This is a genomic window from Nostoc sp. (genome assembly GCF_036916985.1).
In the GTDB taxonomy this organism is placed as follows: domain Bacteria; phylum Cyanobacteriota; class Cyanobacteriia; order Cyanobacteriales; family Nostocaceae; genus Nostoc.
Genome location: NZ_JBALFD010000079.1, coordinates 114,589 through 139,443, shown reverse-complemented (window position 1 = coordinate 139,443; position 24,855 = coordinate 114,589). Strand labels below are relative to the sequence as shown.

20 protein-coding genes and 1 pseudogene are annotated in these 24,855 nt (G+C 43.0%); 10 read left to right on the top strand and 11 right to left on the bottom strand.

Annotated elements, in window-relative coordinates; genetic code table 11:
* Nucleotides 1–19: 19 nt before the first annotated feature.
* On the top strand, nt 20–862 hold the full coding sequence (locus V7L07_RS25650) for a methyltransferase domain-containing protein (RefSeq protein ID WP_335061622.1): 843 nt from the start codon (nt 20–22) through the stop codon (nt 860–862).
* Nucleotides 863–1,233: 371 nt separating this feature from the next.
* On the opposite strand, the gene V7L07_RS25645 is transcribed toward V7L07_RS25650, so the two are convergent.
* Nucleotides 1,234–2,757: a trehalase family glycosidase gene (locus V7L07_RS25645; RefSeq protein WP_335061621.1), complete on the bottom strand. Its 1,524-nt coding sequence runs from the start codon at nt 2,755–2,757 to the stop codon at nt 1,234–1,236.
* 55 nt (nt 2,758–2,812) lie between these two features.
* The gene (gene treY, locus V7L07_RS25640; RefSeq protein WP_335061620.1) at nt 2,813–5,611 is read right to left on the bottom strand and encodes a malto-oligosyltrehalose synthase; all 2,799 of its coding nucleotides are present in this window, start codon (nt 5,609–5,611) and stop codon (nt 2,813–2,815) included.
* 228 nt (nt 5,612–5,839) lie between these two features.
* On the opposite strand from treY, the gene V7L07_RS25635 reads away from it, so the two are divergent.
* Nucleotides 5,840–6,145: a hypothetical protein gene (locus V7L07_RS25635; RefSeq protein WP_335061619.1), complete on the top strand. Its 306-nt coding sequence runs from the start codon at nt 5,840–5,842 to the stop codon at nt 6,143–6,145.
* A gap of 55 nt (nt 6,146–6,200) precedes the next feature.
* Here the strand turns inward: V7L07_RS25635 and treZ are convergent, their stop codons facing one another.
* The 4 genes and pseudogenes from treZ to V7L07_RS25615 form a co-directional block, all read right to left on the bottom strand.
* Nucleotides 6,201–8,048 carry a malto-oligosyltrehalose trehalohydrolase gene (treZ, locus tag V7L07_RS25630; RefSeq protein WP_335061618.1) on the bottom strand — a complete coding sequence of 616 codons (1,848 nt, stop codon included), beginning with the start codon at nt 8,046–8,048 and terminating at the stop codon, nt 6,201–6,203.
* 464 nt (nt 8,049–8,512) lie between these two features.
* On the bottom strand, nt 8,513–8,920 hold the full coding sequence (locus V7L07_RS25625) for a thiol-disulfide oxidoreductase DCC family protein (RefSeq protein ID WP_335061617.1): 408 nt from the start codon (nt 8,918–8,920) through the stop codon (nt 8,513–8,515).
* A gap of 136 nt (nt 8,921–9,056) precedes the next feature.
* Nucleotides 9,057–9,763 (bottom strand): annotated as a pseudogene (locus tag V7L07_RS25620) (Uma2 family endonuclease).
* A gap of 67 nt (nt 9,764–9,830) precedes the next feature.
* On the bottom strand, nt 9,831–10,025 hold the full coding sequence (locus tag V7L07_RS25615) for a hypothetical protein (RefSeq protein WP_335061615.1): 195 nt from the start codon (nt 10,023–10,025) through the stop codon (nt 9,831–9,833).
* A 135-nt stretch (nt 10,026–10,160) separates the two neighbouring features.
* On the opposite strand from V7L07_RS25615, the gene V7L07_RS25610 reads away from it, so the two are divergent.
* The 5 genes from V7L07_RS25610 to V7L07_RS25590 all read left to right on the top strand — a co-directional run bounded on the left by V7L07_RS25610 (nt 10,161) and on the right by V7L07_RS25590 (nt 15,185).
* Nucleotides 10,161–11,213, top strand: coding sequence for an aldo/keto reductase (locus V7L07_RS25610; RefSeq protein WP_335061614.1), 1,053 nt, complete (start codon nt 10,161–10,163; stop codon nt 11,211–11,213).
* 115 nt (nt 11,214–11,328) lie between these two features.
* Entirely contained in the window at nt 11,329–11,904 is a 576-nt protein-coding gene (gene dps, locus V7L07_RS25605) for a DNA starvation/stationary phase protection protein Dps (RefSeq protein WP_335061613.1), read from the top strand.
* Nucleotides 11,905–12,449: 545 nt separating this feature from the next.
* On the top strand, nt 12,450–13,166 hold the full coding sequence (locus V7L07_RS25600; RefSeq protein WP_335061612.1) for a pirin family protein: 717 nt from the start codon (nt 12,450–12,452) through the stop codon (nt 13,164–13,166).
* A gap of 356 nt (nt 13,167–13,522) precedes the next feature.
* Nucleotides 13,523–14,227: a mobilization protein gene (locus V7L07_RS25595; RefSeq protein ID WP_335061611.1), complete on the top strand. Its 705-nt coding sequence runs from the start codon at nt 13,523–13,525 to the stop codon at nt 14,225–14,227.
* Nucleotides 14,228–14,462: 235 nt separating this feature from the next.
* Complete coding sequence (locus V7L07_RS25590; RefSeq protein WP_335061610.1) at nt 14,463–15,185, top strand: class I SAM-dependent methyltransferase; 723 nt, start codon at nt 14,463–14,465, stop codon at nt 15,183–15,185.
* Nucleotides 15,186–15,325: 140 nt separating this feature from the next.
* On the opposite strand, the gene V7L07_RS25585 is transcribed toward V7L07_RS25590, so the two are convergent.
* From V7L07_RS25585 to V7L07_RS25575, 3 genes are all read right to left on the bottom strand, one after another.
* Nucleotides 15,326–15,754 carry a YidH family protein gene (locus V7L07_RS25585; RefSeq protein ID WP_335061609.1) on the bottom strand — a complete coding sequence of 143 codons (429 nt, stop codon included), beginning with the start codon at nt 15,752–15,754 and terminating at the stop codon, nt 15,326–15,328.
* Between the two features lie 395 nt (nt 15,755–16,149).
* On the bottom strand, nt 16,150–16,806 hold the full coding sequence (locus V7L07_RS25580) for a hypothetical protein (RefSeq protein WP_335061608.1): 657 nt from the start codon (nt 16,804–16,806) through the stop codon (nt 16,150–16,152).
* A 48-nt stretch (nt 16,807–16,854) separates the two neighbouring features.
* On the bottom strand, nt 16,855–17,562 hold the full coding sequence (locus V7L07_RS25575; protein WP_335061607.1) for a cadmium resistance transporter: 708 nt from the start codon (nt 17,560–17,562) through the stop codon (nt 16,855–16,857).
* A 255-nt stretch (nt 17,563–17,817) separates the two neighbouring features.
* Between V7L07_RS25575 and V7L07_RS25570 the strand changes: the two genes are divergently transcribed.
* Nucleotides 17,818–18,789, top strand: a complete 972-nt coding sequence (locus V7L07_RS25570; RefSeq protein ID WP_335061606.1) for a LysR substrate-binding domain-containing protein — start codon at nt 17,818–17,820, stop codon at nt 18,787–18,789.
* Between the two features lie 432 nt (nt 18,790–19,221).
* On the opposite strand, the gene glpK is transcribed toward V7L07_RS25570, so the two are convergent.
* Entirely contained in the window at nt 19,222–20,736 is a 1,515-nt protein-coding gene (glpK, locus tag V7L07_RS25565; RefSeq protein WP_335061799.1) for a glycerol kinase GlpK, read from the bottom strand.
* A 279-nt stretch (nt 20,737–21,015) separates the two neighbouring features.
* The gene (locus V7L07_RS25560) at nt 21,016–22,308 is read right to left on the bottom strand and encodes a hypothetical protein (RefSeq protein ID WP_335061605.1); all 1,293 of its coding nucleotides are present in this window, start codon (nt 22,306–22,308) and stop codon (nt 21,016–21,018) included.
* A gap of 569 nt (nt 22,309–22,877) precedes the next feature.
* Here V7L07_RS25560 and thrB point away from each other — a divergent pair.
* Both thrB and V7L07_RS25550 read left to right on the top strand, forming a co-directional pair.
* Entirely contained in the window at nt 22,878–23,792 is a 915-nt protein-coding gene (gene thrB, locus V7L07_RS25555; protein ID WP_335061604.1) for a homoserine kinase, read from the top strand.
* A gap of 42 nt (nt 23,793–23,834) precedes the next feature.
* Nucleotides 23,835–24,344, top strand: coding sequence for a hypothetical protein (locus tag V7L07_RS25550; RefSeq protein ID WP_335061603.1), 510 nt, complete (start codon nt 23,835–23,837; stop codon nt 24,342–24,344).
* Nucleotides 24,345–24,855 lie beyond the last annotated feature (511 nt).

Below are 24,855 nucleotides of genomic sequence, written 5' to 3'. Positions count from 1 at the left end.
TCTCAATACTACTTTTTTCATGAGTGCAACACTTTACCAGCAAATTCAACAGTTCTACGATGCTTCTTCTGGTCTGTGGGAACAGATTTGGGGGGAACACATGCACCACGGCTATTACGGGGCTGATGGCAGTCAGAAAAAAGACCGTCGTCAAGCTCAAATTGATTTAATCGAAGAACTGCTCAATTGGGCAGGGGTACAATCAGCAGAAAATATCCTCGATGTGGGTTGTGGCATTGGTGGCAGTTCTTTATACCTGGCTGAAAAGTTTCATGCTAAGGCTACAGGAATTACTTTGAGTCCTGTACAAGCTGCCAGAGCAACGGAACGTGCAACGGAAGCGAATTTGAGTCTGAGAACTCAGTTTCAGGTGGCCAATGCTCAAGCAATGCCTTTTGCTGATAATTCTTTTGATTTGGTCTGGTCGCTGGAAAGTGGCGAACACATGCCAGATAAAACGAAGTTTCTCCAGGAGTGCTATCGAGTCTTGAAACCTGGTGGCAAGTTAATCATGGTGACTTGGTGTCATCGACCGACTGATAAATTACCACTGACGGCAGATGAAGAAAAGCATTTGCAGGATATTTATCGGGTGTATTGTTTGCCTTATGTGATTTCTTTACCAGACTATGAAGGTATAGCCCGTCAACTTCCACTAAATAATATTCGCACCGCCGATTGGTCAACCGCCGTTGCCCCCTTTTGGAATGTAGTCATTGATTCGGCGTTCACTCCCCAAGCGCTTTGGGGCTTACTAAATGCCGGTTGGACTACCATTCAAGGGGCGTTATCACTAGGGTTGATGCGTCGCGGTTATGAGCGCGGGTTAGTTCGGTTTGGCTTATTGTGTGGGAATAAGTAGTTTAAGCTCTGGCGGTTAGAAACTGCGGCCAATACTGTTCGGTGAAGACAAGAGATGCGATGAATCGCCGTCTTTACAATCGTCAGCAATACACAATAGGGCACAGCATTGCTCATTGATGTCAACTTAAGCTGAAACTCCTTTAAAACCTCGTTTCCAGCCGGAGGCTGGAAATGCTGTTACTGGTGGCTCTGCCGCCAGTAAAGAGAGACGGAGCCTCAAGACAAGCATTCCCAGTCGGAGACTGGGAACGAGGTAATCTAAAAGCTAGTTCTAGACTTGCTTTTACGTTAAGTTGACACCAATGAGCATTGCTGTGCCCCTACAAATGGTCTGTATTCTATGCAATTAAGAACCTTCTAACCGCCGATTTAAGTAGGAACTTTTTTCCCACCGGCTGCTAAAAGTTCCAGAATGACTCCATTTGTCCAGCCGAAACCGACTTCGTTAGAACTATATCCAAAGGAAATATCGTCGGAAACGTTGGCAGAACAGCGCTCAACATCATATTTTTCAACTAGGGTATTGTGACGCTCAAATTCTTTAACTACCATAGCTAGGAATTTGTTGGCAATACGATCGCCTTCTGTATGAAACCCATAACGGTGAAGTCCCTGGACGGCAATTAACGTCAATGGTGCCCAGCCAAAGGGGGCATCCCACTGGTTGCCGGTGACATGAGTACTGGTCAAAATTCCGCCTGGGGCTTCAAATAAAGAGAGATTTTCCATGACGCGCTGGGCTTGGGCTTGAGAAGCAATTCCCAGCCACAGGGGATAGAACGTGGTAGCAAATTCGTAGCGGCGGCGTTTTCCACTCTGGAAGTGGTAGTCGAAATAGAGTCCTCGTTCTTCATTCCAGAGAAATTTATCGATCCGATCGCGGCGGATATCTGCACGATCGCGCCATTGTTTTTCCAGTTCTTCGTTCCCCAAAATAGCGTTAATTTGTGCCAAGTCTTGTTCTACCTGATACAGGAAACTGTTGAGGCACACAGGAGCGTAGTGGAGGATATCAGCACTGAAGGGGCCAAATCGGTTGGTGATATCAAAACCGGACTCGCGCATGGTGCGATCGCCCTTATAAAATAGACTGGTCAGTTCGTCATTTTCCCGGTTGTAGTAAAGATTGACATCATAATCTTCAACCTCAAAGGTTTGGTAATATTCCTTGACGCGATCGTAGTGGCTTTTTCCCTCCTCATCTCGCTCGGAGAACACAACTTCTGGCGCGGGGCCTTCCCCAAAGGCATAAAATCTGGATAAGCCGGTTGCAGGATTTAGGTGAGGCGGTACTACCCAGTAATAGTAAAATTGCTCTAACAACGGGACGGTTGCTTTCAACCACTCTTCATCTTTGGTGTGTTGGAATAACGCCAAAACCATCATACTGAGGACTGGAGGCTGCGATCGCGACAGCATATAAGTCCGGTTGGCATTGAGGATAGTACCGTAATGCTTTACCTGGTACAATAATTGGTCTACCTGGCTTTGCGCTAGATCCCATTCTTCATCGTGCAAAAGTCCCAGTAATATAAAGTAGCTGTCCCAGCCATACATTTCGTTAAATCGACCACCTGGTACGACATAAGGGCCTGGTAGGTATAGTAAGCCATGCTCTTTAATCGCTTCCACTTCTGACGGCAAAGTGCGAATTTGTAGCTGTTGCATATCTTTGGGATATAGCGATCGCTCTAACACACGCTGAATGTTGGGATAATCTTCTAAGGGGGAAATGTAGACAATCCAGGGAGTGTCGGTTTTGTGGTCTAGTTTGGTATCTTTGGCAGATTGTAATAGGTGTTCGTGCGATCGCGTTAAGGTTTTCCACGTTTTTTTGATATGGAAGCGCACTTTGTTTATCTGCGTGGCGGTAAGTGTTGGGGGAGTGGTCATTATTTTTTTAAACGCAAAGGAACGCGAAGGGAACCGCAGAGGTACGCAGAGGTTTTTACTCGGCGCTGCTAACTAATAAAGCAACTGGGAAATGAGCGAGAGCCGATCCGATAGATAGGGTTTCTGTGGACTGTAAGGGTTCCTGAGTTATGACGTTTTTCCAGGTGTGGGGGGTTCCAGGGGGTAGTTGGAGATGGGTATCTTGCCAAACTGACTCGCCTAAGGGGTTGTCTCCTGGTTGGATGAGGCTGGTTAAAAAGCGAGGTGCGATCGCGATCGCTGTTTGATTCCCCTCCCGCCGGGCGAAGGCGATAAGATGATTGGCGTAGGTTCCTTGAAGTTCTAATGGTAAATAGTCGCCATCCTGGAATAATGAGACAAAGTTTGTTCTCGCTTGGAGTAATTGAGCCGTTAAAAACAGTTTGATTCTGCCGTCGGTTTTGTGGTTTAGTAACTCCTGAATTAATCCGAGAATGTCTGCTTTTGCTTGTTCGCGGATGGTGCTTAAGTAATTTCGTCGCTGTTTAAAATCTACGGGACGGCGATTGTCTGGATCGACTAGGCTTAGTTCCCAAAGTTCGGTTCCCTGGTAAAAGTCGGGTACGCCGGGGGCGGAAATCTTCAGGAGAGTTTGGGAAAGGGAATTGAATATGCCATAGTCGGCAATTCGCTGTTGAAAGGGACGAAAGGCTTCTAGAAATTCCCCAGAGATGGCAGGATCGAGTACTTTCTCAATAAAGGAGGTACAAGCTTCTTCATACTCGCTATCAGGTCGCAACCAGGCTGTATGCACTTTTGCTTCTCTAATTGCCTTAATTATATAGTCCTTTACCCGTTCCACGAAGGATGCATGTTCGTGTTCGGCAAAGGGAAACGCCCCTACCAGGGTTTGATAGAGAAAATACTCGTCGTTGCGATCGGGTATGGCGAACCCTTGGCGATGGCTACGATGTCCTCGATTAATAGCACTCCAAGTATTTACCTGCTGATCCCACTCATCGGGAATTTCTGAGAGGACATTCAATCTGGCCCGCACATCTTCGCCGCGTTTGGTGTCGTGGGTGGCGGTGGTGTTCATTGTGTGGGGCCAAGTTGCTTGGTGCTGTTTGTTAAAACTGTGGAAGTCAGCTACAGAAATCCCAAAATGACCGGGATTACCCCCGACTTCATTCAGCGACAGCAACCGATTGTAAACATATAATGTGGTGTCTTCTACGCCTTTGGCCATGAGCGGGCCGCTGTATTGCTGCATCCGCAAGACAAAATATATCCACTGTTCGCGTTCTGTTTGAGTTAGAGAATTATCAAACTCTAGGAGCATTAACTTTTCAATAAAGGTTAACTCATGTTGTAACAGAGGCGTTTGTTCTTTGGCTTGGTGAATTACTTTCTCAATCGTAGCGCGATCGCTATCTCCAATTCCATCGGGCGTAATGTAGGTACGGTAAATTGGGAATAGTGTCAAAACTTCGGCGATCGCTCTTTTGAGTCCATTCAGTGTAAAATCATTACCATAGCGATATTTACTGGAAATGTTCTTTAGTAAAAGAGCCAAATTGTCAATATCACCAGCTAAATTCTTTTCCAGTATTAGGTGTTTTTTATCCTTCACCACCGAGGCATAATCTACCCGTGAGCCAATAAAGTTCTGGTAAACTTTATCTAGCTGTGATTGATTTTCTGTTTGACAAAATACGCCATTTACGTAGTTTAAAAAGTCATATCCCGATGTACCTTCAATTTCCCAATCTTCCGGTAATTCTTCGGTGAGTTCTAAAATCTTCTCAACGGTGATATAAACATCACCCATTTTTTCCCGCAGCCTTTCAAGATACTGAATTGGGTTATAAAGTCCATCAATGTGGTCAATGCGTAAACCTGTAAACTTGCCCTCCTCAACCAGCTTTTGAATTAAGCTGTGGGTATTATTAAAAACTCGCAGTTCTTCAACTTTCACAGAAATCAATTCGTTGACAGTAAAGAAACGGCGGTAGTTCATTTCTTCCGCGCCAACCTTCCAGAAGGCGAGACGATAAAACTGATCCTTCAGTAATTCATCTAGGAGGTTAAAGCTTTCGGAATTACCAGGCTCTCCGTTGAAAGTTTCGATATTTTCGTCAATGAACTCGCGGATGGCATCATTTGTGGTGTAGAGTTCCCAAACCAAGCCTTTAATAAATGCAATCTGGTCTTGTCGCTGTTTCCCCGCCACCTCTGAAGGCACATTTTTGAGAATATAAAGAATCCCCAACAGCTTAATAAAATCGGGGTGATTGCGTCCCAGTGTACGGGTGAGTTTCCCTAAATTATGGGTGATAAATTTTGTGTAAGATTCTAAGCGGAGTGGCAGTTTTAAGCTGTAATAGTTGACAGTTAAACCGTTTTCTTCATATTGCAGTTGGATGTGTCCGTTTTCCAGGGATGCACCATAGAAATCTCCCAGTAACGGCGCGAGAATTCGTTCTTGGCGATCGCCAAAGGGAGCATTCCAAGAAAGGTCGAAGTAGTCGGTATAGCTGGAATCTGGCCCGTGTTCCAATATATCCATTAAGTAAAGGTTTTCGCTGGTATAGGCCATGTGGTTAGGCACAATATCTTGTAACCAGCCCATACCAAGGGATTGAACTTCAGCAACTAAGGCATCAAAGGATTCATTAGTTCCCAATTCTGGGTTAAGTTGAGTCGCATCGACTATATCGTAGCCGTGCGTACTCCCAGATCGGGCTTTAAAAATGGGGGAAGCGTATAAATCGGAAATACCTAAATCTGCTAAATAAGCTGCGATCGCTTTAGCGTTGTCAAAGCCGAACTGGGGTGTAAACTGAATTCGATAAGTGGCGGTAGGAATTCGCATATTTTTTTGTTTCTAGTGAGAAGTAAGAGGGATGAAGAAGAGTAGTTTGAGGTTTTCCTCGTTTCCTCGTTCCTATGCTCCGCATGGGAATGCATTCATTGAGTCTCTGACTCAATATCTGACTGGAGGTAGTAGCCTTTAATCATCCATTTCCATGCAGAACATAGGAACTAAAGATGAGGGAGAGACAAGGGAGGTGGGGAAGTGGAGGAGTTTGGAGTTTTGAGGGTGAACGTTGCACCTTTGAGAGTGAACGTTGAACCTTTGAACCTGAACGTTGAGCCTTTGAACCTGAACGTTGAGCCTTTGAGACTGAACGTTGCACCTTTGAACCTAAACGTTGAGCCTTTGAACCTGAACGTTGCACCTTTGAACCTGAACGTTGCACTTTTGAGCCTGGAAGTTGCACCTTTGAACCTGAACGTTGCACCTTTGAGCCTGAACGTTGCACCTTTGAGCCTGAACGTTGCACCTTTGAACCTGGAAGTTGCACCTTTGAGCTTGAAAGTTGCACCTTTGAGCCTGAAACTTTAAGTTCTAACTTTCCCCCTTATCTCCTTTATTTATAAATTTTGAATTATTAACTCCCTCATCCCCCTTCATACAGAACTAGACTAGTAGCTTTTACAGTCAGTTCTTGTCCCGCAGACAGATGTTCCGCAGCTTCAGAACCAGGGCCAGACCATGAAGTATCTGCTGAGTCTAATATTTTATGAACATCGTGTTGACTCGGCAAAGTCAGCGTCACGGGAGACGAATTGAAATTCATCGCAAATATTAATTCACTCGATTCACACCAACGCCGCACAATCACCAACTGTTTATCTTCATCGCTAGTAGCTTGAATGAAATTGCGGTCTTGATTGAGAAGTGCTGGATGCGTCTTCCGTAAATTAATTAACTGGCGATACCAATCCCACAGAACTTTGTGCTGTCCTTCATTGCGTAATTCCCAATTCAGTTTAGAACTTAAAAAAGTTTCTACCGATTCGGGATCTGGGGGATCATCTGCGTAGTGAAATGCTTCAAATTCTTCTTTGCGTCCGGCTCGAACCATTTGAATCAAATCAGGATCGGAGTGACTGACAAAGTAAATAAAGGGTGCTGTTTCGCCGTATTCCTCTCCCATGAATAACAGAGGTAAGTAGGGCGATAGTAACACAGCGCCAGCAGCTAACTTTAATCCTTCAAAAGAGATCCGCTGACTGAGGCGTTCTCCTTTCATTTGATTGCCGATTTGATCGTGATTCTGAATGCAGACTGTAAACTGTGATAAAGAGCGATCGCGGCAAGATACACCGTGAAATCGTTTGCGATCGGGCGAGTATTTCCAATCGTAGATAAAAGTATCATTGTAAGCTTTTGCCAAATCAGCAAACTGCCCAAAATCTTGATAATATCCTTGGCGATCGCCTGTCAACAGTGTGTGCAGTGCATGGTGAAAATCATCACTCCATTGAGCATCAATTCCATATCCACCCAATTCTGCTGGACGAATGATTTGCGGATTATTTAAATCACTTTCAGCAATTAAATGGCGTTTCCATTTTTGCCCTTGTTGTGAAAAATGATGAATTGCTTCCCCCAATTCCCATAAAAAATGCTTGGCTCCCAAGTCGTAAATTGCTTGAATAGCATCCAGCCGCAATGCATCAATGTGGAACTCGCCCAACCAGTAAAGCGCATTTTGGATAAAATAATTTCGCACACCCTGACTATGGGCGTCATCAAAATTCAGCGCTTCACCCCACGGCGTTTTATAGGTTTTAGTAAAGTAGGGTGCGAACTGACTCATATAATTGCCTTCTGGGCCAAAGTGGTTATACACCACATCCAGCACAACGGCGATATTATTTTGGTGACAAGCATTTACCAGTTGCTTAAGCTCGGCTGGGCTACCGTAGGAATTTTGAACAGCAAAAGGATAAACGCCATCATAACCCCAGTTGCGATATGTCAGAGCAGCCTCAACATGAGTGTCTCCCGGAAACTGGGAGATAGGCATAATTTCAATCGCATTAATTCCCAGTTCTCTCAGTTCTGGTAAACGGGGAATGATGGCGGTGAAAGTTCCTTCAGGCGTGAATGTGCCAACATGAAGTTCATAAAAAATCATCGACTCCACAGGAATACCCGCCCATCCTTCATCAGTCCATTCAAAGTGATGATCGACAATTTGAGACGGCCCGTGTACCCCTTCCGGTTGATACTGCGATGCGGGATCGGCAAAAGTATCTTGACCATTTAAGACATACCGATAAAGCGTACCCGGATACACATCGTTGACCTTTGTGTGCCAGTATCCCTCAGACTGAGGCTTGAGGGGAATTAACTGCGGTTCTGGCGTCAAAACTTGTACCGTAACGCTATCTAATAGCGGAGACCAAACTGTAAATTCACACTCTCCGTTCCCCAAGTAGTTAGCACCAATTCTCACGCAGTATCCTCCCGTCAGATTCTATGTTGTGGCGAATTGCGGCGCGATGGCGTACCCGCCTCGCAAATGTCATTGATTCCACAATGTTTACAAACACGCCAGATAGCATAATGGTTGTTCTTGCAGACTTTTTGCTAGCACCTGGAGGGGGATTTTTGACTAGAAAAAATTCTATCTAATGACAAATTCAGTAGCCCTGGCGAATGGAATTCGCGGCTATACAAACAAAGTCCACCTCCGTGGACTAAGAGAAAATCAAGTTTTTAGAAACCCAAGGAGGTGGGTAAAGCCTGGTGTAGCTGCGGTTTCTAAGGCAATACAGTTCAGTTAAACTTCTCTTCCTTCTCTTACTTTGCGTCCTACCCTGCGGGAAGCCACTTCGTGTCTATGCGTCCTTTGCGGTTCGTTAAAAAAAGGATTTTAGCCTTAACTGAACCGTATTGGTTTCAAAGGGACTATTTAACTTAAGTTAGCTTGCAGCTACCATCCACGCAATATGACGATTCATAAGTACTGGAACGCTTACCAAATATGGTGTAGCGATTATCGCGGATTTGTTCGTAAAAGCGATCGCCTGTCCATTTCATCCCCGGTAATGCTCGATAAGCGTCTACAAATATACTTCCGGCTGGCAATAACCACCCAATTTTTTCTATTGCATTGCTACCTTGCCAACGTCTCTGAGGTTCATTAGCATCAATTAAAATCACCCCCTGTTCGCAATCTTGGGCTGTAATTCCCCATCCTAAAAGTGTCTGCTCATCTTGCATGGGAACGTAGCGAAATAACTTTCCCTTGTCTAAGGTTTCTAGCGATCGCACTAGGGTAACGCAGAGATTACAATTCCCGTCGTAGATTACGTAGTAATTCATTAAAATAACGGCTCTTTGGCAATGACAAATTAGATGTGTCTAAACACAACTTTGGTATTCTAGCTTAGAAAATCGCTGAATTTAGATCCCCGAATTCTTAAATAAGTCGGGGATCTGGACAGCAAAATTTTATTTATCAAATATGTATAATGTCGTCTAGCTTAAGTTGTAAATTTGGGAAGAGATCAGACGAAATAGTATCTCCTAAGCGATATCGTTTTTGCTCGTACACACCGTTTACTAACTGGCAAACAGTGAAGGTAGGTTGTTTAGGATTGCCAATAAACTGCAAACCACCCAAACCACGAAAGTCCACAATCCAATATTCTGGGATATTAAGAAAGGCGTATTCTTCTACCTTTCTGGCATAATCATCTTGCCAATTAGTACTCACAACTTCAGCAACAAGTTTGATTGTATTGCCGTTACAAATAATCGGTTCTTTTTGCCAGAGTGGTTCTTTACTAAGTTCTGCTTTATCTAAAACAATTACATCAGGACGCAGTACTGTGGCTTCAGCCGCAGGTGGTTTAATCAGGCAAGTTTTTGGAACTAGCCAGTTGAAATTAGAATTAAAAATTTCGACATAGATTCTACCAGCAATACTACCTGCAACAGCTTTATGTGTCCCTGTAGGTTCCATGTCTCTTAGTTGTCCATCAATTAATTCATAGCGTGTATTAAGCTCAAAAACATCTAATTTGCATAATCGAATTAAACATAACTCTTGTGGGGTTGGCATCTTGCCCGCCCAGCTTATGCAATTTAAATATGGAACAGCTTATCACCATATTGGGCGATAAATTCCTTAAAGATAAGTAGTTTGGGTGAAGTGTAGGTCATTATGTCTTGTTTTGACTTGACGTAGGCTTATTGTAGCGACTGCCATTGCAAAGTATAGAAAAGTGGGTTAATTTTTGGAAGCGATCGCATTCACAATGCAAGCCCTCGCATTCACAATGCAAGCGATCGCATTCACAATGCAAACCATCGCATTCACAATGCAAACCATCGCATTCACAATGCAAGCCCTCGCATTCACAATGCAAGCGATCGCATTCACAATGCAAACCATCGCATTGGCAATGCAAGTCGCCGCATTCACAATGCAAGTTATCGTATTTAAATAGCACGGCAATACAGATATTAAAAAGCTTGTCCTCAAATATCCCCTTGATTTCCAGTTATCATGCCTTTGGAACGATATTTGCTTAGTTTTTTCATTAATGAGAAAATATTCATGAAATACAAACTCCTGGGCAAAAGCGGGTTAAGAGTCTCGGAACTCTCCTTAGGAACCATGACCTTTGGTGAAGACTGGGGCTGGGGTGCATCTGTTGACGAAAGTCGGAAAATCTTTGATAGCTATGTAGAAGCAGGAGGAAATTTCATTGACACCGCCAACGGTTATACCGATGGTAGCAGTGAAAAAATTGTCGGTGAGTTGATTGCTAAAGAACGAGAACGCTTTGTAGTTGCGACAAAATATTCCTTTCCCTTGCGGATGAATGACAAAAAGGGCGACCCTAACGCCAGTGGAAACCATCGCAAGAATTTAATTCAGTCTTTAGAAGGTAGCCTGAAACGGCTGAATACCGATTACATTGATTTATTCTGGTTGCACGCTTGGGATTTCACCACACCGATTGAAGAAGTCTTGCGATCGCTTGATGATGTAGTTCGTCAAGGTAAAGTACTTTATATCGGTATTTCTGATACTCCTGCTTGGATCGTTTCTCAAGCAAATACCATCGCTCATTACCAAGGATGGACGCAGTTTGTCGCCCTGCAAATTGAGTATAGTTTAATTCAGCGGACACCAGAACGAGACTTGCTACCACTGGCCAAAGCCTTCGATTTAGCTGTAACACCGTGGTCGCCTTTAGGTCGTGGTGTGCTGACAGGTAAGTATAATCAGCCTCCTCAAGAGGGTAGCGAACAGGGACGATTAGCAAATCCAGCTTTAGGAAGTATTTCAGAACGAAATTTAGCGATCGCTCAAGTTGTCAGTGAAGTTGCAGCAGAAATTGGCCATACACCCTCACAGGTTGCATTAGCTTGGTTAAACGCTCAAAGTGGTGTGATTATTCCGATTATTGGGGCACGTAAATTAACGCAGGTTCAAGACAACTTAGCTTCTTTAGAAGTCCGCCTCTCCCCAGAACATCTGCAACGCTTAGATGAAGTGAGTAAAATTGAATTGGGTTTCCCCCATGACTTTTTGCAGAATGATTCAATTCGCGATCGGCTTTTTGGTGGTACATTTAACACCATAGAAAACCATCGCAGTTAACCTACTATTCATTGATAGTAACACATTCAGGCGTTAATATAATCTGTCGCCAGAGAGTTTCGCACAGCCACCCAAAATCTGTAAAGTTACATATAAAAGGCATTAAGTTAGAACTATGACCGACAACACCATTTCATCACGTCTGTACCCTACCCGCATTGACATTCCCGCCGAAGCGCGAGTGCAAATCGTGGTACTCCTCAACCAAACCTTAGCAGCCACTTCGGATCTAAAAACCCAAACCAAGCAAGCGCACTGGAATGTTAAAGGGACTGACTTCTATCAGCTACACCTATTATTTGATGAAATTGCTGGGGAATTGGAAGAGTTCATCGATCTAGTAGCTGAACGCATCACAGCTTTAGGCGGATACGCTTTTGGAACAGTTCGTGCCGCAGCTAGTAATTCAATTTTGCCAGAATATCCCTTAGATATTTTGGATGGTAAAGACCATGTGACAGCCTTGGCAGATCGCTTTGCATCCTATGGTAAACATCTCCGGGAAGCGATCGATAAAACTGATGAATTAGGCGACCTAGATACTGCCGACCTTTACACCGAAATTTCCCGCACCATTGACAAACGACTCTGGTTCTTAGAAGCTCATCTACAAATAGTAGAAATTAAGGCAGAGAATGGCAAAGCAGCGGCTACTACTAAAACTCAAAAGACACCTGCTGCTGTCAAATAAGCACTTTTGAGAAATACTAGATTTAGTAGTAGTCTGTCAATTCAATAATTGATGGGTAAATTGCTTGTAGAGACGGCGATTTATCGCGTCTCTCTAACCATCAAAATGAATTTGACAGACTAGTGGCGCATCAAGCAAAAAAATAGTGCATTAGACGTAGGTTGGGTGGAGCGGAGCGCAACCCAATACATATCAGGATGTTTGGTTACGCAAAGCCTCCAACGCCACTTGCTACAACGCTTTTAACCCGTGCAACGCAGTGGCTCCCCTTTTTTTGCCCTATTTTATTTAACCTTGCCACACCACTAGCAACTAATCTTGTTGTTCAAAAATTGAAATTGCAGTAATTTAGTTTTCAAAGAGTGTATCTCATTCAATTGAAAACTCTGTTAAATCTCACAGTATCTTTTTAGTAAGTACGCCACTTTTAAGTGCGTACTTTTCATTTTATATGTATATAATCTACTATTTAAATAGTTACAAATCAGGTCTAATCAATCAAAATTCTAAATTCTTCTAAAAACAATTAACAACGAGGTAAACTTATGTCTCAAAATACAATTACCCACTTAATTCACGATCGCAATGCCCGTGGTCACGCGAAAATGGGCTGGCTCGATAGTTATCACACATTTTCCTTCGGTAGTTTTTACGATCCCAACCGCATGGGATTTCGTTCTCTGCGCGTGATCAATGACGATCGCGTTGCTCCTGGTGCTGGATTCCCTACCCACAGTCATCGTGACATGGAAATCCTCACTTATGTCTTAGAAGGTGCTGTAGAGCATAAAGACAGCTTGGGTACTGGTTCAGTAATTCGCCCCGGTGATGCCCAAATTATGAGCGCTGGAACTGGGATCAGCCACAGTGAATTTAATCCTTCACCAACTGAACCACTGCACTTGTTACAAATCTGGATTCTCCCCGATCGAGAAGGAATAACGCCAAGATATGAACAAAAAGCTTTTCCTCTCGAAGAAAAGCGCGGTAAACTCCGCTTAATCGCTGCTAAAGATGGGCGCGATGGTGCTGTGACAATTCACCAAGATGTTGAGTTATATACATCTGTTTTAGAGTCAGGTGATGTTGTTAATTATCAAGTCAAAAGCGATCGCTACGCCTGGTTACAAATAGCGCGAGGCATAGTCAACTTAAATGGCGAAGAACTCAGAGCCGGCGATGGTGTACAAATCAACGGCGAAGAACAGCTAGAAATTAGCACCAACATCGGCGGCGAAATCTTGCTTTTCGATTTAGGCTAATTTTAAGTCTGTTTGCTGAAAAGCTAATTGGTAGGGTGGACATTCTCACAATGTCCACCCTACTATCGTTTGTGGGAGAAATTGTATGTATCCCTTTGATAGTAAAAAAGTACTACTGTGAAAATCATTTTACTCCAACAAAAGCAATCAATTTGCTTGCAAACCATACCTATAGCGAAATTCAAACGTCTGTAGCAAAATATCCGAAGACTTCAGAGCAAGCATTATTAAAACTATATCTAAATCACGGTTATACTTTCTCATAAAACCAACAAAACAACTGGGCGGCAATGTCCAAAAAGTTCTTAGTTTGGGAAAGATGTATCAGACTTTAATAATTATTAGAGGTGGCTGTAATGCCGACGATTCATTTTGTGGATGGAGAAAAAGGCGGGGTAGGAAAATCTCTCTTTACCAGGACAATGATTCAGTATTGCCTGGATAAGAAAATCCCGTTCGTACCAGTGGAGACAGATAGATCGAATCCAGATGTTGCGGGAGTATATAAGGAGATATGTAAGTATGCCGTTTTTAGTGAAAATGAACGACAGTCAAATAAGGCAGATAGAATATTTGAGTGGGCGATAGAGAAGCCAGTAATTGTGAATTTAGCTGCACAATCCCATAGAGCAGTACAAGGATGGATTGAATCTAATCAATTAATTGAACTAGGAAGTTCGCAGGGAGTGACGTTTTGCAAATGGTTTGTATCCACAGGAGGATATGACAGCATCAACCTATTTACTCAGTCAGTGAATACCTACGGTGAGAAAATACCCCATATTCTGGTGAGGAATTTAGGGCTGTGTGATGATTGGGAGCATCTAGAGTCAGACTCCAACTTTCAGAACATAGTCAATAAATATCAGATAAGAGTTATGGATTTTCCGAAGTTAGCATATAGAGAAAGAAACATAATTGACCAAAATCGCCTAACGTTTGCAGAAGCTAGAGAGTATAAAGAATTTGGGATAATTGGAAAACAGAGAGTGGTGAATTTTCTGAAGCTTGCTTATGGTGCTTTTGAGAAAGTAGGTATCTGGTATGAAAAACTTGAATAGTTTTGTCGTCAGCTTGTGTTGGTAGGTTTTTGATATCAGTGAAAAAGCAAGGGGACAGGTTTGGATAAGCAAGGGAGGCAAGAGAATTATTGTTCAGTAATTCTTCTCTCCCCATACTTCTCTTCTACCCCTGCCTCCCCTGCGTGCCTCAACCAAAAAATTCCTTAACCGAAGGGTATTGCCCTGTCTCTTGTGAATTTGACTACAATCCTTAGAAAGATTAGTAAAAACCTAAATGTCTAAAAAGTCCGATTCTCAGTTCCAAAATCTCTTTAGTTCACCCAAATCAAGCAACTGGGACGAAAGATTAGCCCAAATAGCCTATCGCTTTAACCGCGAGTATCAACGTGAAACCTTTGAACTCCCAGAAGAAGTACAAGCGATGCCGATATTCCGCGAGTGGATTGCTGGGAGTTTTTCAGGGAGAATTGCTTCACCTTTCTGGGAAATTGCTAAACCTCAAAAAAACCAGCACTGTATAGATATTGGCTGTGGGATCAGCTTTTTAATTTATCCTTGGCGGGATTGGCAAGCATTTTTTCATGGGCAAGAAATCAGTAATGTGGCACGGGATACCCTTAATTCTCGTGGGCCGCAGTTGAATTCTAAGCTGTTCAAAGGTGTTGAGTTGGGGGCAGCCCATCAGTTAAACTACTCACCAGAGCAATTTGACATTGCGATCGCCACAGGATTTAGCTGCTATTATCCACTCGAATATTGGGATGCTGTACTAGCAGAAGTCAAGCGGGTATTAAAACCAGGTGGACATTTTGTGTTTGACGTTCTCAATCCAGAACAGCCTTTAGCAGAAGATTGGGCAGTTCTGGAAACCTATTTGGGTGCTGAAGTGTTTTTAGAGCCTTTGGCTAAGTGGGAAAAAACCATTAAAGCGGCTGGTGCTAAAATAGTGACGCAGAAATCAGGGGAATTATTTGAGTTGTATAAAATCCGATTTTAAAAATCTTACAGCAGATTTCAAATTGGTGAGGTACACAAGCTAAGTCTATTACCCAAGTATAAAGCGTGTTTTACTCTTGAATTCTTTTAGCCGAGGGGGGCGTAGCCCATTCAGAATTCAGAATTCAGAATTCTGCTGTATTACTCAGGGATAAGTGGACTCATGGGATCTAAAGAAGTTGTAAAAACAAAATAGATGACCCCAGTTCCGAGAATCATCACAGCCAGACTGAACAGCAACACCCAACGGTCTGTTGGTTCATAAGTATCTTCTTCGATATCACGACGGACAGCGAAATAGTGTGACGTTGAGAGCCAGACTGTGATTAAACCCACTAGCGAGAAGACTAAACCTAACTTCCAGCCATTACCCGGACGGGGTACTAAAGGTACTTGGAAGGCACGCAAACGCACGATGACCACGCCAAAACCTAAAAGAGCGATCCCTGTCCGCATCCAAGCGAGGTAGGTACGCTCATTTGCCAAATGATCTCGCACTCTGGACGGATTTAGTCGTCCTAGCTTTTTTTTCTCTTTATCTTCTTCTGTAGGTTTCAATTTTAACTGCATCAATAACACCCTTATCCCCAAAGCGGCTCTTATCAAAAAAATGCGAAGGTAGTAGGAAATCTCTTTCCAAATGACTCGCAAAGAGCGCAATATTTGCGCTACTGAAATATGCCTGTTGTGATTGTACATTTTTTTCAAAATTTATTTTAATGCAGATATCGAAAGAAAACAAGCCTGACTGAATAATTCGGAATTTGTAATTGATGGTACAGACAAACTGTCAGCAATCAGGGGTCATAAAAAAACAGCCAAGATCAGAGAGATTTTTCACCAGTGCATGTCCTGTTTTTTCTCTGAAATTGGCTGTTACCCTGTTGAAATTGAGAACAATCTATAAACAGTTATCAGTCTAAATTCCTTATCACACGCCTAGTAACTGTTTAGTGTTCAATGATTTAAGACTTCATGGTAGGCGCATTGGGAACGCGTGTATCTATTAGAGCTTGTGATACATTTGGGATAAACCAGTTAACTTCGTTAGCTTTGACAATTTGAGCATTAGGAACGTTGATTTCAATTGCAGCATTATCTGGATTAGTCTGAATCGCTAACTTACTGCCATCAGGTATCTTGATCGCTACTGGCTCTGTAAATTCTTGAGCTTGTCCGTCTGTGGTTAAACCTGCAATTGTGACATCATTTGGGAGATAGAAACCATCACAATCCCAGTTATTTTTAGTGGACTGACCATCAGCTAAAAAATATAAACCGTTGTCGTATACGGCATCTTCATTCTCTTCGCCGTTCGGTACTTTACCATATACTGCTACAGTATTACCTGTTTTGTTTTCACATTGACCCCAGTTGATTCCCGTCTCTAAAGCATATTTTTGGAATGCTAAATCATCAATTTTCTGCTGAATTTCTTCCGGGGTGACACCTTCTACTTGAGTTTGGGCTTCTTTTGCCTGAGTCAAGTCATTAATTGCTTTCGTGACTTCGATGTAATCAGGGTTTTTGCTAAATTTTGGTCTATCAGCAAAAGAAGGTTGAGCAAAGGCAAGATTGGCGATAATTATTAAGAGAATAAGCAGAGATTTCCAGATTTTCATGTTTTGATTCCTGTTGATGGCTAAGATATTTTGCAGTTTTAGATTCATTTATACACTTAACTTTTCTTGTTCTTCACTCGACTGTTGAGTATTGAAGCCTAAAATCAATGAGAATATATAACTAGAAACTACAGATAAAAGAGTCCAAGTAACATTTTCGGTGACAATAAACACGCCCAAACCAATCAAGATACAAGGTACAAAAGTGTTACCATTTTCGGTTAAAAAGTTGGCGATCGCAGGCAAGTAGGTTAACTTATAAGCGGTATAACACCATACACCCACCATTGTAAAAAATACACCTAGTATCACCAGCAGACTATCTAATTCCGAGTTGGCAAACAAAGGCACATAGACGCTGATATTATCACTGCCATTAGCAAAGGCGATCGCAGCGACATTGCAAGTTTGTGGAGAGAGAAAATTTCTAATTATAGAGGGACAAGACGGTTCAGTTTCTTCGGCTTCCTCTTGTGAATCCTCTTCGCGTTTTAGTAAACTGCTCACACCAATGATTATGGGCATTAAGCCAAGTAGTCTAATCCAGTCCTGCGGTATGATCATTCCACCAAAGAAACCGGGAAGGCTAGCAACGATCAATGCTGCAAAACCGAGATACTGACCAGCCAGGATATGACGACTACGGAACGTTTTACTTATTTGTGAAAAAAGCAACGTCAGAATGACAATATCATCGATGTTGGTGGCAGTGAATGCGGTAATCCCTGTGGTAATTGCAGTTACTAAATCGCTCATTTTTGGAAGTCCTTATTTTCATGCTTGGGCATTGGGCAGTTCAATTTTGGATTTTGGATTGAGGATTTCGGATTAAATTTCAATCTAAAATCTAAAATTCTTGCTCCTCTGCTCTCTACTTGGCCGTTTGAGTCCGTGCCGAAGCCTTGATTTATACTTTAGTCAAATTAACCGATAGAATCAAATGCTTTTATTTGTCAAAATGATAAATGAAAGTGATTAAAATTTTGACATCAAGTTGTAGGGATACCATAAATGGCAGGAATGACGCTTGAGCAGCTAAAAATCTTTCTGGCTGTGGCGCAGCACTTACACTTTACTCGTGCAGCTGAGGAGCTTTATATTACACAACCTGCTGTCAGTGCAGCAATTCACAACTTAGAGCAAGAATACGGTGTGAAACTATTCCATCGGATTGGTCGCCACATCGAGATTGCTGAGGCAGGTAAATTACTGCAAGTGGAAGCGCAGAAAATTCTCGATCAAGTTTCCTTGACTGAAAGGGGATTGCGAGAATTGAACAATCTGCAACGGGGTGAATTGAAATTAGGGTCGAGTCTGACAATTGGCAACTACTGGCTACCAAGTAAGATTAGTGAGTTTAAGAGCCAATATCCTGGTATCCAGATTGACTGCACCCTTGCCAATGCTGAAACGATTTGTGTTGGTACAGCGATGGGACAGTTTGATTTAGGCTTGGTGGAAGGAGATGTGAAGCCAGCGCTTCAGAATACTCTAGAATACGAAATAGTGGGGAGCGATCGCTTGCAAATTGTGGTTGGTCAAAAACACCCTTGGTTTGAGTGGGGAGAAGTTGATTTAAGCCAACTAACTCAAACTCCTTGGGTAATGCGGGTGCGGGAATCGGGAACACAGCAAAGATTTGAGGAAGCCTTGCAAAATTGGGGGATCAACCTCAGTGAACTGAATGTAATTTTAGTATTTACCAGTGGCGAGATGGCAAAAGCCGCAATTGAAAATGGCGTGGGTGCAACTGGAATTTCTGAGTTGATGGTAAAAAAAGAAATCCAGTTGGGAACTCTGCGGGCAATTCGAGTTATTGATAATAGAGAAGGCAATGGTGCGATTGCAGAAATAGTCCGACCTTTTTTTAAACTCAAGCATCGTCAGCGTTTTCAAACTGCTCTTTCTAAAGTCTTTGAGCAAATGTTGATATCGTCTATGTTAGATGGCTCATATCAGCATTTATCAAAATCAGTTATTTAACGTTTTACAGCTATTTTCACGTAAATAGACCACGCGGTAAGGGCACAGCAATGCTCATTGGTGTCAACTTAACGCGAAACCGCTTGTCCGCCGGGAATTGAAATTCCCGTATAATAGCTAAAGTCATCTGAAGATGACTAAATATCGCCAAAAATCTCCAGTCTACTTCAGTAGACTTAAGCTATTAGCCCGGAAATTTATTTCCGGGCGGGCATGTCAGCCAACAGATAAGCTATTTCCACTTAAGTTGACACCTATGAGCATTGCTGTGTCCTTACAACAGATGTAGTTCAAATACATAAAAACTGCTGTAACAAAAAAGAATTCAGAAATCAGCAGCCATAATTCCGAATTGAATTCTGTGTGACTGGTGGACTTCGGCGTGAGTGCTAGCGCTATACGAGAGGCTGTACCAACGACATTAATTCTAGGCTAATCTTCCCAAGCGAGAGTACGTTTGACTGCCTTTTGCCAAGTGGCAAAGTTGTATAAGGGAAAATCGCTTTTTGGCTCAAATACATACTCAATCTGCCGTTGTCTCACCAGTTCTTCATAGCTCTCCCAAAATCCTACAGCTAAACCTGCTGCAAATGCTGCACCCTGAACGGTCGTATCACGCATGATCGGACGTTCGACTGGAATACCTAACACATCAGCCTGAAACTGCATCAGAAAATTATTCTCGCAAGCACCACCATCTACGGTTAATCGCCCAACTGGAGTACTGCTAGATGCATTTATCGCTTGCACCACCTCCAGAACTTGATAGGCGATCGCTTCCAGCACGGCGCGAACTAGATGCTCTGGTTGTACGCTGGCGGTAATGCCAAAAAAGGCTCCCCTTGCGCTCATATCCCAGTAGGGCGCACCCAATCCACTAAATGCAGGCACAAAATAGACTCCGCCATTATCTTTTACCTGATTTGCCATTGCTTCAGTTTCAGCAGCAGTTTTAATCAGCCTGAGGCGATCGCGCAACCATTGAATACACGCTCCACTGGTAAACATACTGCCTTCTAGGGCATAGCCTACATCTAAGTCTCCGTTTGGTTTTCTTTGTGTCCAGGCAATAGTAGAAATAAGTTGATGGTGCGATCGCACAATTTGATTGCCTGTGTGAGCAACCAAAAAGCTACCAGTGCCGTAAGTACATTTCATCAAACCGGGGCGATCGCAGCCATGACCAAATAGAGCAGCTTGCTGATCTCCCAAAATGGCAGCAATGGGAATTTCAACGCCCAACAAGTTACTATCAGTGACTCCAAATACTCCTAAACTGGGATGAATCTGGGGCAAAATATGAATCGGAATTTGAAACAGATCCAACAAAACTTCATCCCATTCACAGGTTTTGAGATTCATTAGCATTGTACGGCTGGCGTTGCTGTGGTCAGTCGCATGGACTTTCCCACCTGTGAGGTTCCACAACACCCAGGTATCAATAGTGCCAGCTAAGACATTGTTCAGGTCAACATCAGTAAATTTGTCTAAGAGCCATCTGAGCTTGGTAGCAGAAAAATAAGCATCGATAATTAATCCAGTGCGATCGTAAATTTCTTCGCCGTAGCCTTGCTCTTGTAACTGGTGGCAAAGGGGAGCAGTGCGGCGATCTTGCCAGACGATCGCTCTATGGAGTGGTTTACCAGTAGTTTTGTCCCAAATCAAACAGGTTTCGCGCTGTACAGTTAGTCCCAAAGCTGCGATCGCTGATGGAGCAATCTGGGCATTCTCAATTGCAGTTTGCATTACCCAACAGGTATCATGCCAGATTTGTTGAGGGTCATGTTCTAACCATCCAGGCTGAGGATAATGCTGAGTTAGTTCTTTGTATGCCTGCCCAACAATCTTGCCGTCTGCGTTAAATACAAAGGCGCGGTTGCCTGTAGTACCTAAGTCCAGTGCTAAGATGTAGCCCGATGATGGAGTTATGTTGCCAAGTGTGTACATAGCCGCTTTGAATGCTGCGTAGGCGTAGCCCGTCGTAGGCAATGCGTTCAATCAGATATACATTATTTTGGGTACATTTTGAATTCCTTATTTTTTGTATAACATTGCGCTTAAATTACGTTCCTATACATTAGACATATCCAGAAATTAAAGATGCGTTACCCAGAACCCCTGTAGAGACGTAGCACTGCTACGTCTCTACATTCTTTTTCGGAGATGTCTATTTATATTGAGTAAGGCAGTTATTGCCCCCTGCCTCCCCTGCTTCCCCTGCCTTCTTCAACGAATGCCATCATTATCAATAGCGCTGTAGCTGTCGCTGGGGAAAAGCCCCAACCAAGGGTCAGAACTAGGAGTTAAAAATAGTTGGGCGTATACTTGATCATTGAGTGCTTCCACACTCCTTGTTTGCCTACCCTGTATAAACCATTGATGAATTTGGCTGTGCAGCATGTATTCATTTCTGACCGTATCTAAAGCCATTGTGGCTTCAAATTTTTTGACTATTATCGGTAAGTTATCTTCCTGAGTCTTGGCAGATTGAGACTTTTTAGCTCTAATTAGAGAAATGCTGTTCTGATCTAGCTTGACATCAGCGGCATAGAGTTGAGCAATTTTGTCCCACACTTTTTGATCGGTTATTTCCGCTAAGGCGTTTTGATTCCGTTCTGCATCAGACTGTAAAGCAGTCAGCATTGGTGTTTCAACTCTCATTTTAGAAACGGCTAGAGAGCTTGCTATTGCTGCTGTTGGTGGCTGAGTGGGATTTTTCGGAATTTCCACCAACTTGGGGGGAGATTGGATACCCAGACGATATAAATCTGCAACCCATTGACCTTGGATTGAATTCAGGCGATCGCTATGGTATTTTCTTAAAAAAGACTCGCGATCGCTTGGCGGAAGTTTACTGTAACTTTTCACTGCTACTTCAGCCTGATGTAACTGGCGCAAAAATTCTTTGGGACTATATAACCCTGGAATTGCATCGATTGGACGACCTGATGCATCTAATATGTAATGAATGCTATTGCCTGTAATCGTTCGCTCTAACTTGCGTCCGTCGCCAAAATCAATAGTTACTTTGGGTACAGGGCGCACTGATTGCCAGTGCAAAATGAAGCGGTCTTGAAGCAGTTTAGAAATTTCAACATTCGGATACAGTGCGACTCTGAAGAACCTACTATTCGCACAACTCAAATCTTGATCCAGTCTGCCCAATAACCGTAGAGATAAAATGGGTTTACCACTAGTTCTAGCAGCAGCTTTAGCTTGTTCTATATCAGTGTACCAGTACAGACGAGAGGCGTAACAGTCTCGTTGCTGGCAGAGTTCATCTAAAGCTACACGGAGTACAGAGGAAGGTAGAACTGTACCTGAAGAATCGCTATTTAAGTTATTGGCATGAGATTTAAGAAATACTTGTAATCCTGTTGGGCCTTGTTTCCGAAGTACAGAAACTTCTTGAGATAGCTTGGATATTTCAGCTACAGGAGTTTGAGCATCAGCTGTCTGCAAAAAACTGAAGCTGATTAACATGAGTGCAAAAGGATATTGGAAGGTTCTAAATTTCATATATTTTCAGAGTTTACTAATATTTGATATGTGTGCTAATGGTTTTTATGAATCACTTTCAAGACCTTTATTAAAACCTTGTAAATTACAAATTCTGCAAATTATATTTTTTGGAACTTGTAATTTTTTATAGTGTATCTGTACTATAACAGTCCTAAATCATTCATGGCAATTAGAGAGAGATAGAATTTTTACTGAGCCACAACTACTGCAACTCAAGGCTTGAAAGATGGATTAAGGAACAACACATCAAGGTATCGTTAATAACGACCAAAAACTAGTAGTGTGTATCATTAAATTTGAGGGTTAAGAGAACGAACCGCAAAGGACGCAAAGAGCGCAAAGTAAGAAGGAAAGAAGAGAAATTGAAATTTGATTTACCTATCAGAATTAATAGGACAGACCACTAGTACAAGAAGGCAAGAGTAAATAAACCACCCATTCAAAATCAATGAAACGCTTACGCTGTATGAATTTTGAATTTTGAATTTTGAATTCCGCCTTGCGGTACTAGCCTCAAAGTGCTACCAATACATGGGATGCTGGTTGAGGATTAGTGAGTTTTACCAATGTCTGTTGTTTCTAGTATCACTGTTACTGTTCCGGCCACAACTGCTAACTTGGGGCCTGGTTTTGATTGCATCGGTGTAGCTTTAAAGCTATACAACCAATTCAAGTTCACTCGTCAAGAAGAGGGTGGGCTAACTATTCATGTTACTGGTACGGAAGCTGAACGAGTCCAAACTGATGAGAACAATCTCCTCTACCAAGCATTTGTCAAGTTCTATCAACATATAGAGCAAACACCACCCATTGTAAAAATAGAAATTAAGTTAGGTGTTCCGTTAGCAAGGGGTTTGGGTAGTTCGGCCACAGCAATTGTTGCTGGGTTGGTTGCTGCTAATCAACTTGAGGGTACGCCGATCAGTCAGTCACAGGTAATGGAATTAGCGATCGCAATGGAAGGACATCCTGATAATGTAGTTCCAGCTTTGTTGGGAGGATGTCGTCTCGCTGCTACCAGTGGCACAGCTTGGGAAATTTGTGATGTTCCCTGGCATAAAGATGTTGTCGCAGTTGTGGCTATTCCTGATTTTGAACTTTCCACTTCCGAGGCGCGGGGTGTTCTCCCAACAGAAGTAAGTCGTGCTGATGCGATTTTCAATACGGCGCATTTGGGGTTATTGTTGCGCGGCTTGGAAACTGGTAACGGACAATGGTTAAAGACAGCTTTACAAGATAGATTGCATCAACCTTATCGCAAAGCTTTGATTCCTGGTTATGATGCTCTTAACATCGCAGCTGTTAGCGCTGGTGCTTATGGTATGGTGATTAGTGGTGCGGGGCCAACACTGTTAGCTTTGGCAGATAACTTACACTCAGAGGCAGTGGAGGCGGCGATGTTAGCTGCTTGGCAAGAAGAAGGAATTAAAGCCGAGGTGCGATCACTTTCTCTCGATACCCAAGGCGCAAAAATATTTTAAAAAACCAGATGACTATTTTACTCAGCACTTAAAAGTCGATTTATGGAGCAAATTCAGGCTGAAATGGCGGCGCTTAACTCCCAAATACAGATTCTTTTAGAAGAACGCGCTGCACTCACTATTAATAATGTCATCTCTGGCGAGAATGATTCACCACAGGCAATGGTGGAAGCGTACCGCCGTCAAGCCAGAGAAAATGCCCAATTATCAGTTGAACTCCAAGGCATCGATGCAGCGATCGCCGCCTTGGAAGGCAAGATCAAACAAAAACAAGGTAAGTTAGTGCGATCGCAAGGTGAATCAAAGCAACTTATCCTCCAGCAGCAGCTAGAGGAAGCCAAAGAAATTGCTCAGATTCATGCTGAACGCATTAATCAACTAGCGGGAGAACTGGCCGCAGAAGTCCGTTTTCTTAAGGCTTGTGCCAATCAACTGAGTCCAATGTATTGGCAGATTTATTACAAGCCCTTCATTACTGGGTTCAAAACAATCTCCGTCCCCTACGTCCGCTCAGATGGGGAAGTTTGGACAATTGTCAACCGGATTGTTTAATGTTTTAGCCTTTTCGTTTGTATGCAATACATTGACCTCACTTCCATTCCTCTCTCCTAAGAGGCTACGGTGTACACACAAGTCTTGAAATTACACCTCACACTTGGTTTCGTCGTCTATCCCTAAGCTGTTGGATCGCTCCGAAAGCTTGTCATTGCGAACGCGAGTGCGTCTCGTAGAGAGGAGGAACGACGAACGCAAGAGCGTGTCGCAGACAAGCAATCGCAAAAACTACGGGATTATGCGATTACTTCGCTCCGCTCGTAATGACAATTTATTGGGTCTAGAAAGCTTGAAACCCTTGTAGATACCACTTGTGTGTACACCGTAGCCCATAGGGAGAGAGGCTTTGAATCTTACTCCCCTTCCCTTATAGGAAAGGGGCTGGGGGTTAGGTCTATGACTCAACTTAGAAGCTTAGACTAAATAGCCTTGACAATTGGGCTTAACCAGAAAATGTGACGGGATTGTAACGGTGGCTTTAGCTGCCGTTTTTTGTTGACGTTGCAAA

Excerpts from the sequence above, each read along its gene's own strand:
- V7L07_RS25650 (WP_335061622.1), top strand. The coding sequence starts at position 20 with ATGAGTGCAACACTTTACCAGCAAATTCAACAGTTCTACGATGCTTCT.
- V7L07_RS25645 (WP_335061621.1), bottom strand. The coding sequence starts at position 2,757 with ATGACCACTCCCCCAACACTTACCGCCACGCAGATAAACAAAGTGCGC.
- treY (WP_335061620.1), bottom strand. The coding sequence starts at position 5,611 with ATGCGAATTCCTACCGCCACTTATCGAATTCAGTTTACACCCCAGTTC.
- V7L07_RS25625 (WP_335061617.1), bottom strand. The coding sequence starts at position 8,920 with ATGAATTACTACGTAATCTACGACGGGAATTGTAATCTCTGCGTTACC.
- V7L07_RS25610 (WP_335061614.1), top strand. The coding sequence starts at position 10,161 with ATGAAATACAAACTCCTGGGCAAAAGCGGGTTAAGAGTCTCGGAACTC.
- dps (WP_335061613.1), top strand. The coding sequence starts at position 11,329 with ATGACCGACAACACCATTTCATCACGTCTGTACCCTACCCGCATTGAC.
- V7L07_RS25600 (WP_335061612.1), top strand. The coding sequence starts at position 12,450 with ATGTCTCAAAATACAATTACCCACTTAATTCACGATCGCAATGCCCGT.
- V7L07_RS25595 (WP_335061611.1), top strand. The coding sequence starts at position 13,523 with ATGCCGACGATTCATTTTGTGGATGGAGAAAAAGGCGGGGTAGGAAAA.
- V7L07_RS25590 (WP_335061610.1), top strand. The coding sequence starts at position 14,463 with ATGTCTAAAAAGTCCGATTCTCAGTTCCAAAATCTCTTTAGTTCACCC.
- V7L07_RS25585 (WP_335061609.1), bottom strand. The coding sequence starts at position 15,754 with ATGCAGTTAAAATTGAAACCTACAGAAGAAGATAAAGAGAAAAAAAAG.
- V7L07_RS25580 (WP_335061608.1), bottom strand. The coding sequence starts at position 16,806 with ATGAAAATCTGGAAATCTCTGCTTATTCTCTTAATAATTATCGCCAAT.
- V7L07_RS25575 (WP_335061607.1), bottom strand. The coding sequence starts at position 17,562 with ATGAGCGATTTAGTAACTGCAATTACCACAGGGATTACCGCATTCACT.
- V7L07_RS25570 (WP_335061606.1), top strand. The coding sequence starts at position 17,818 with ATGGCAGGAATGACGCTTGAGCAGCTAAAAATCTTTCTGGCTGTGGCG.
- glpK (WP_335061799.1), bottom strand. The coding sequence starts at position 20,736 with ATGTACACACTTGGCAACATAACTCCATCATCGGGCTACATCTTAGCA.
- V7L07_RS25560 (WP_335061605.1), bottom strand. The coding sequence starts at position 22,308 with ATGAAATTTAGAACCTTCCAATATCCTTTTGCACTCATGTTAATCAGC.
- thrB (WP_335061604.1), top strand. The coding sequence starts at position 22,878 with ATGTCTGTTGTTTCTAGTATCACTGTTACTGTTCCGGCCACAACTGCT.
- V7L07_RS25550 (WP_335061603.1), top strand. The coding sequence starts at position 23,835 with ATGGAGCAAATTCAGGCTGAAATGGCGGCGCTTAACTCCCAAATACAG.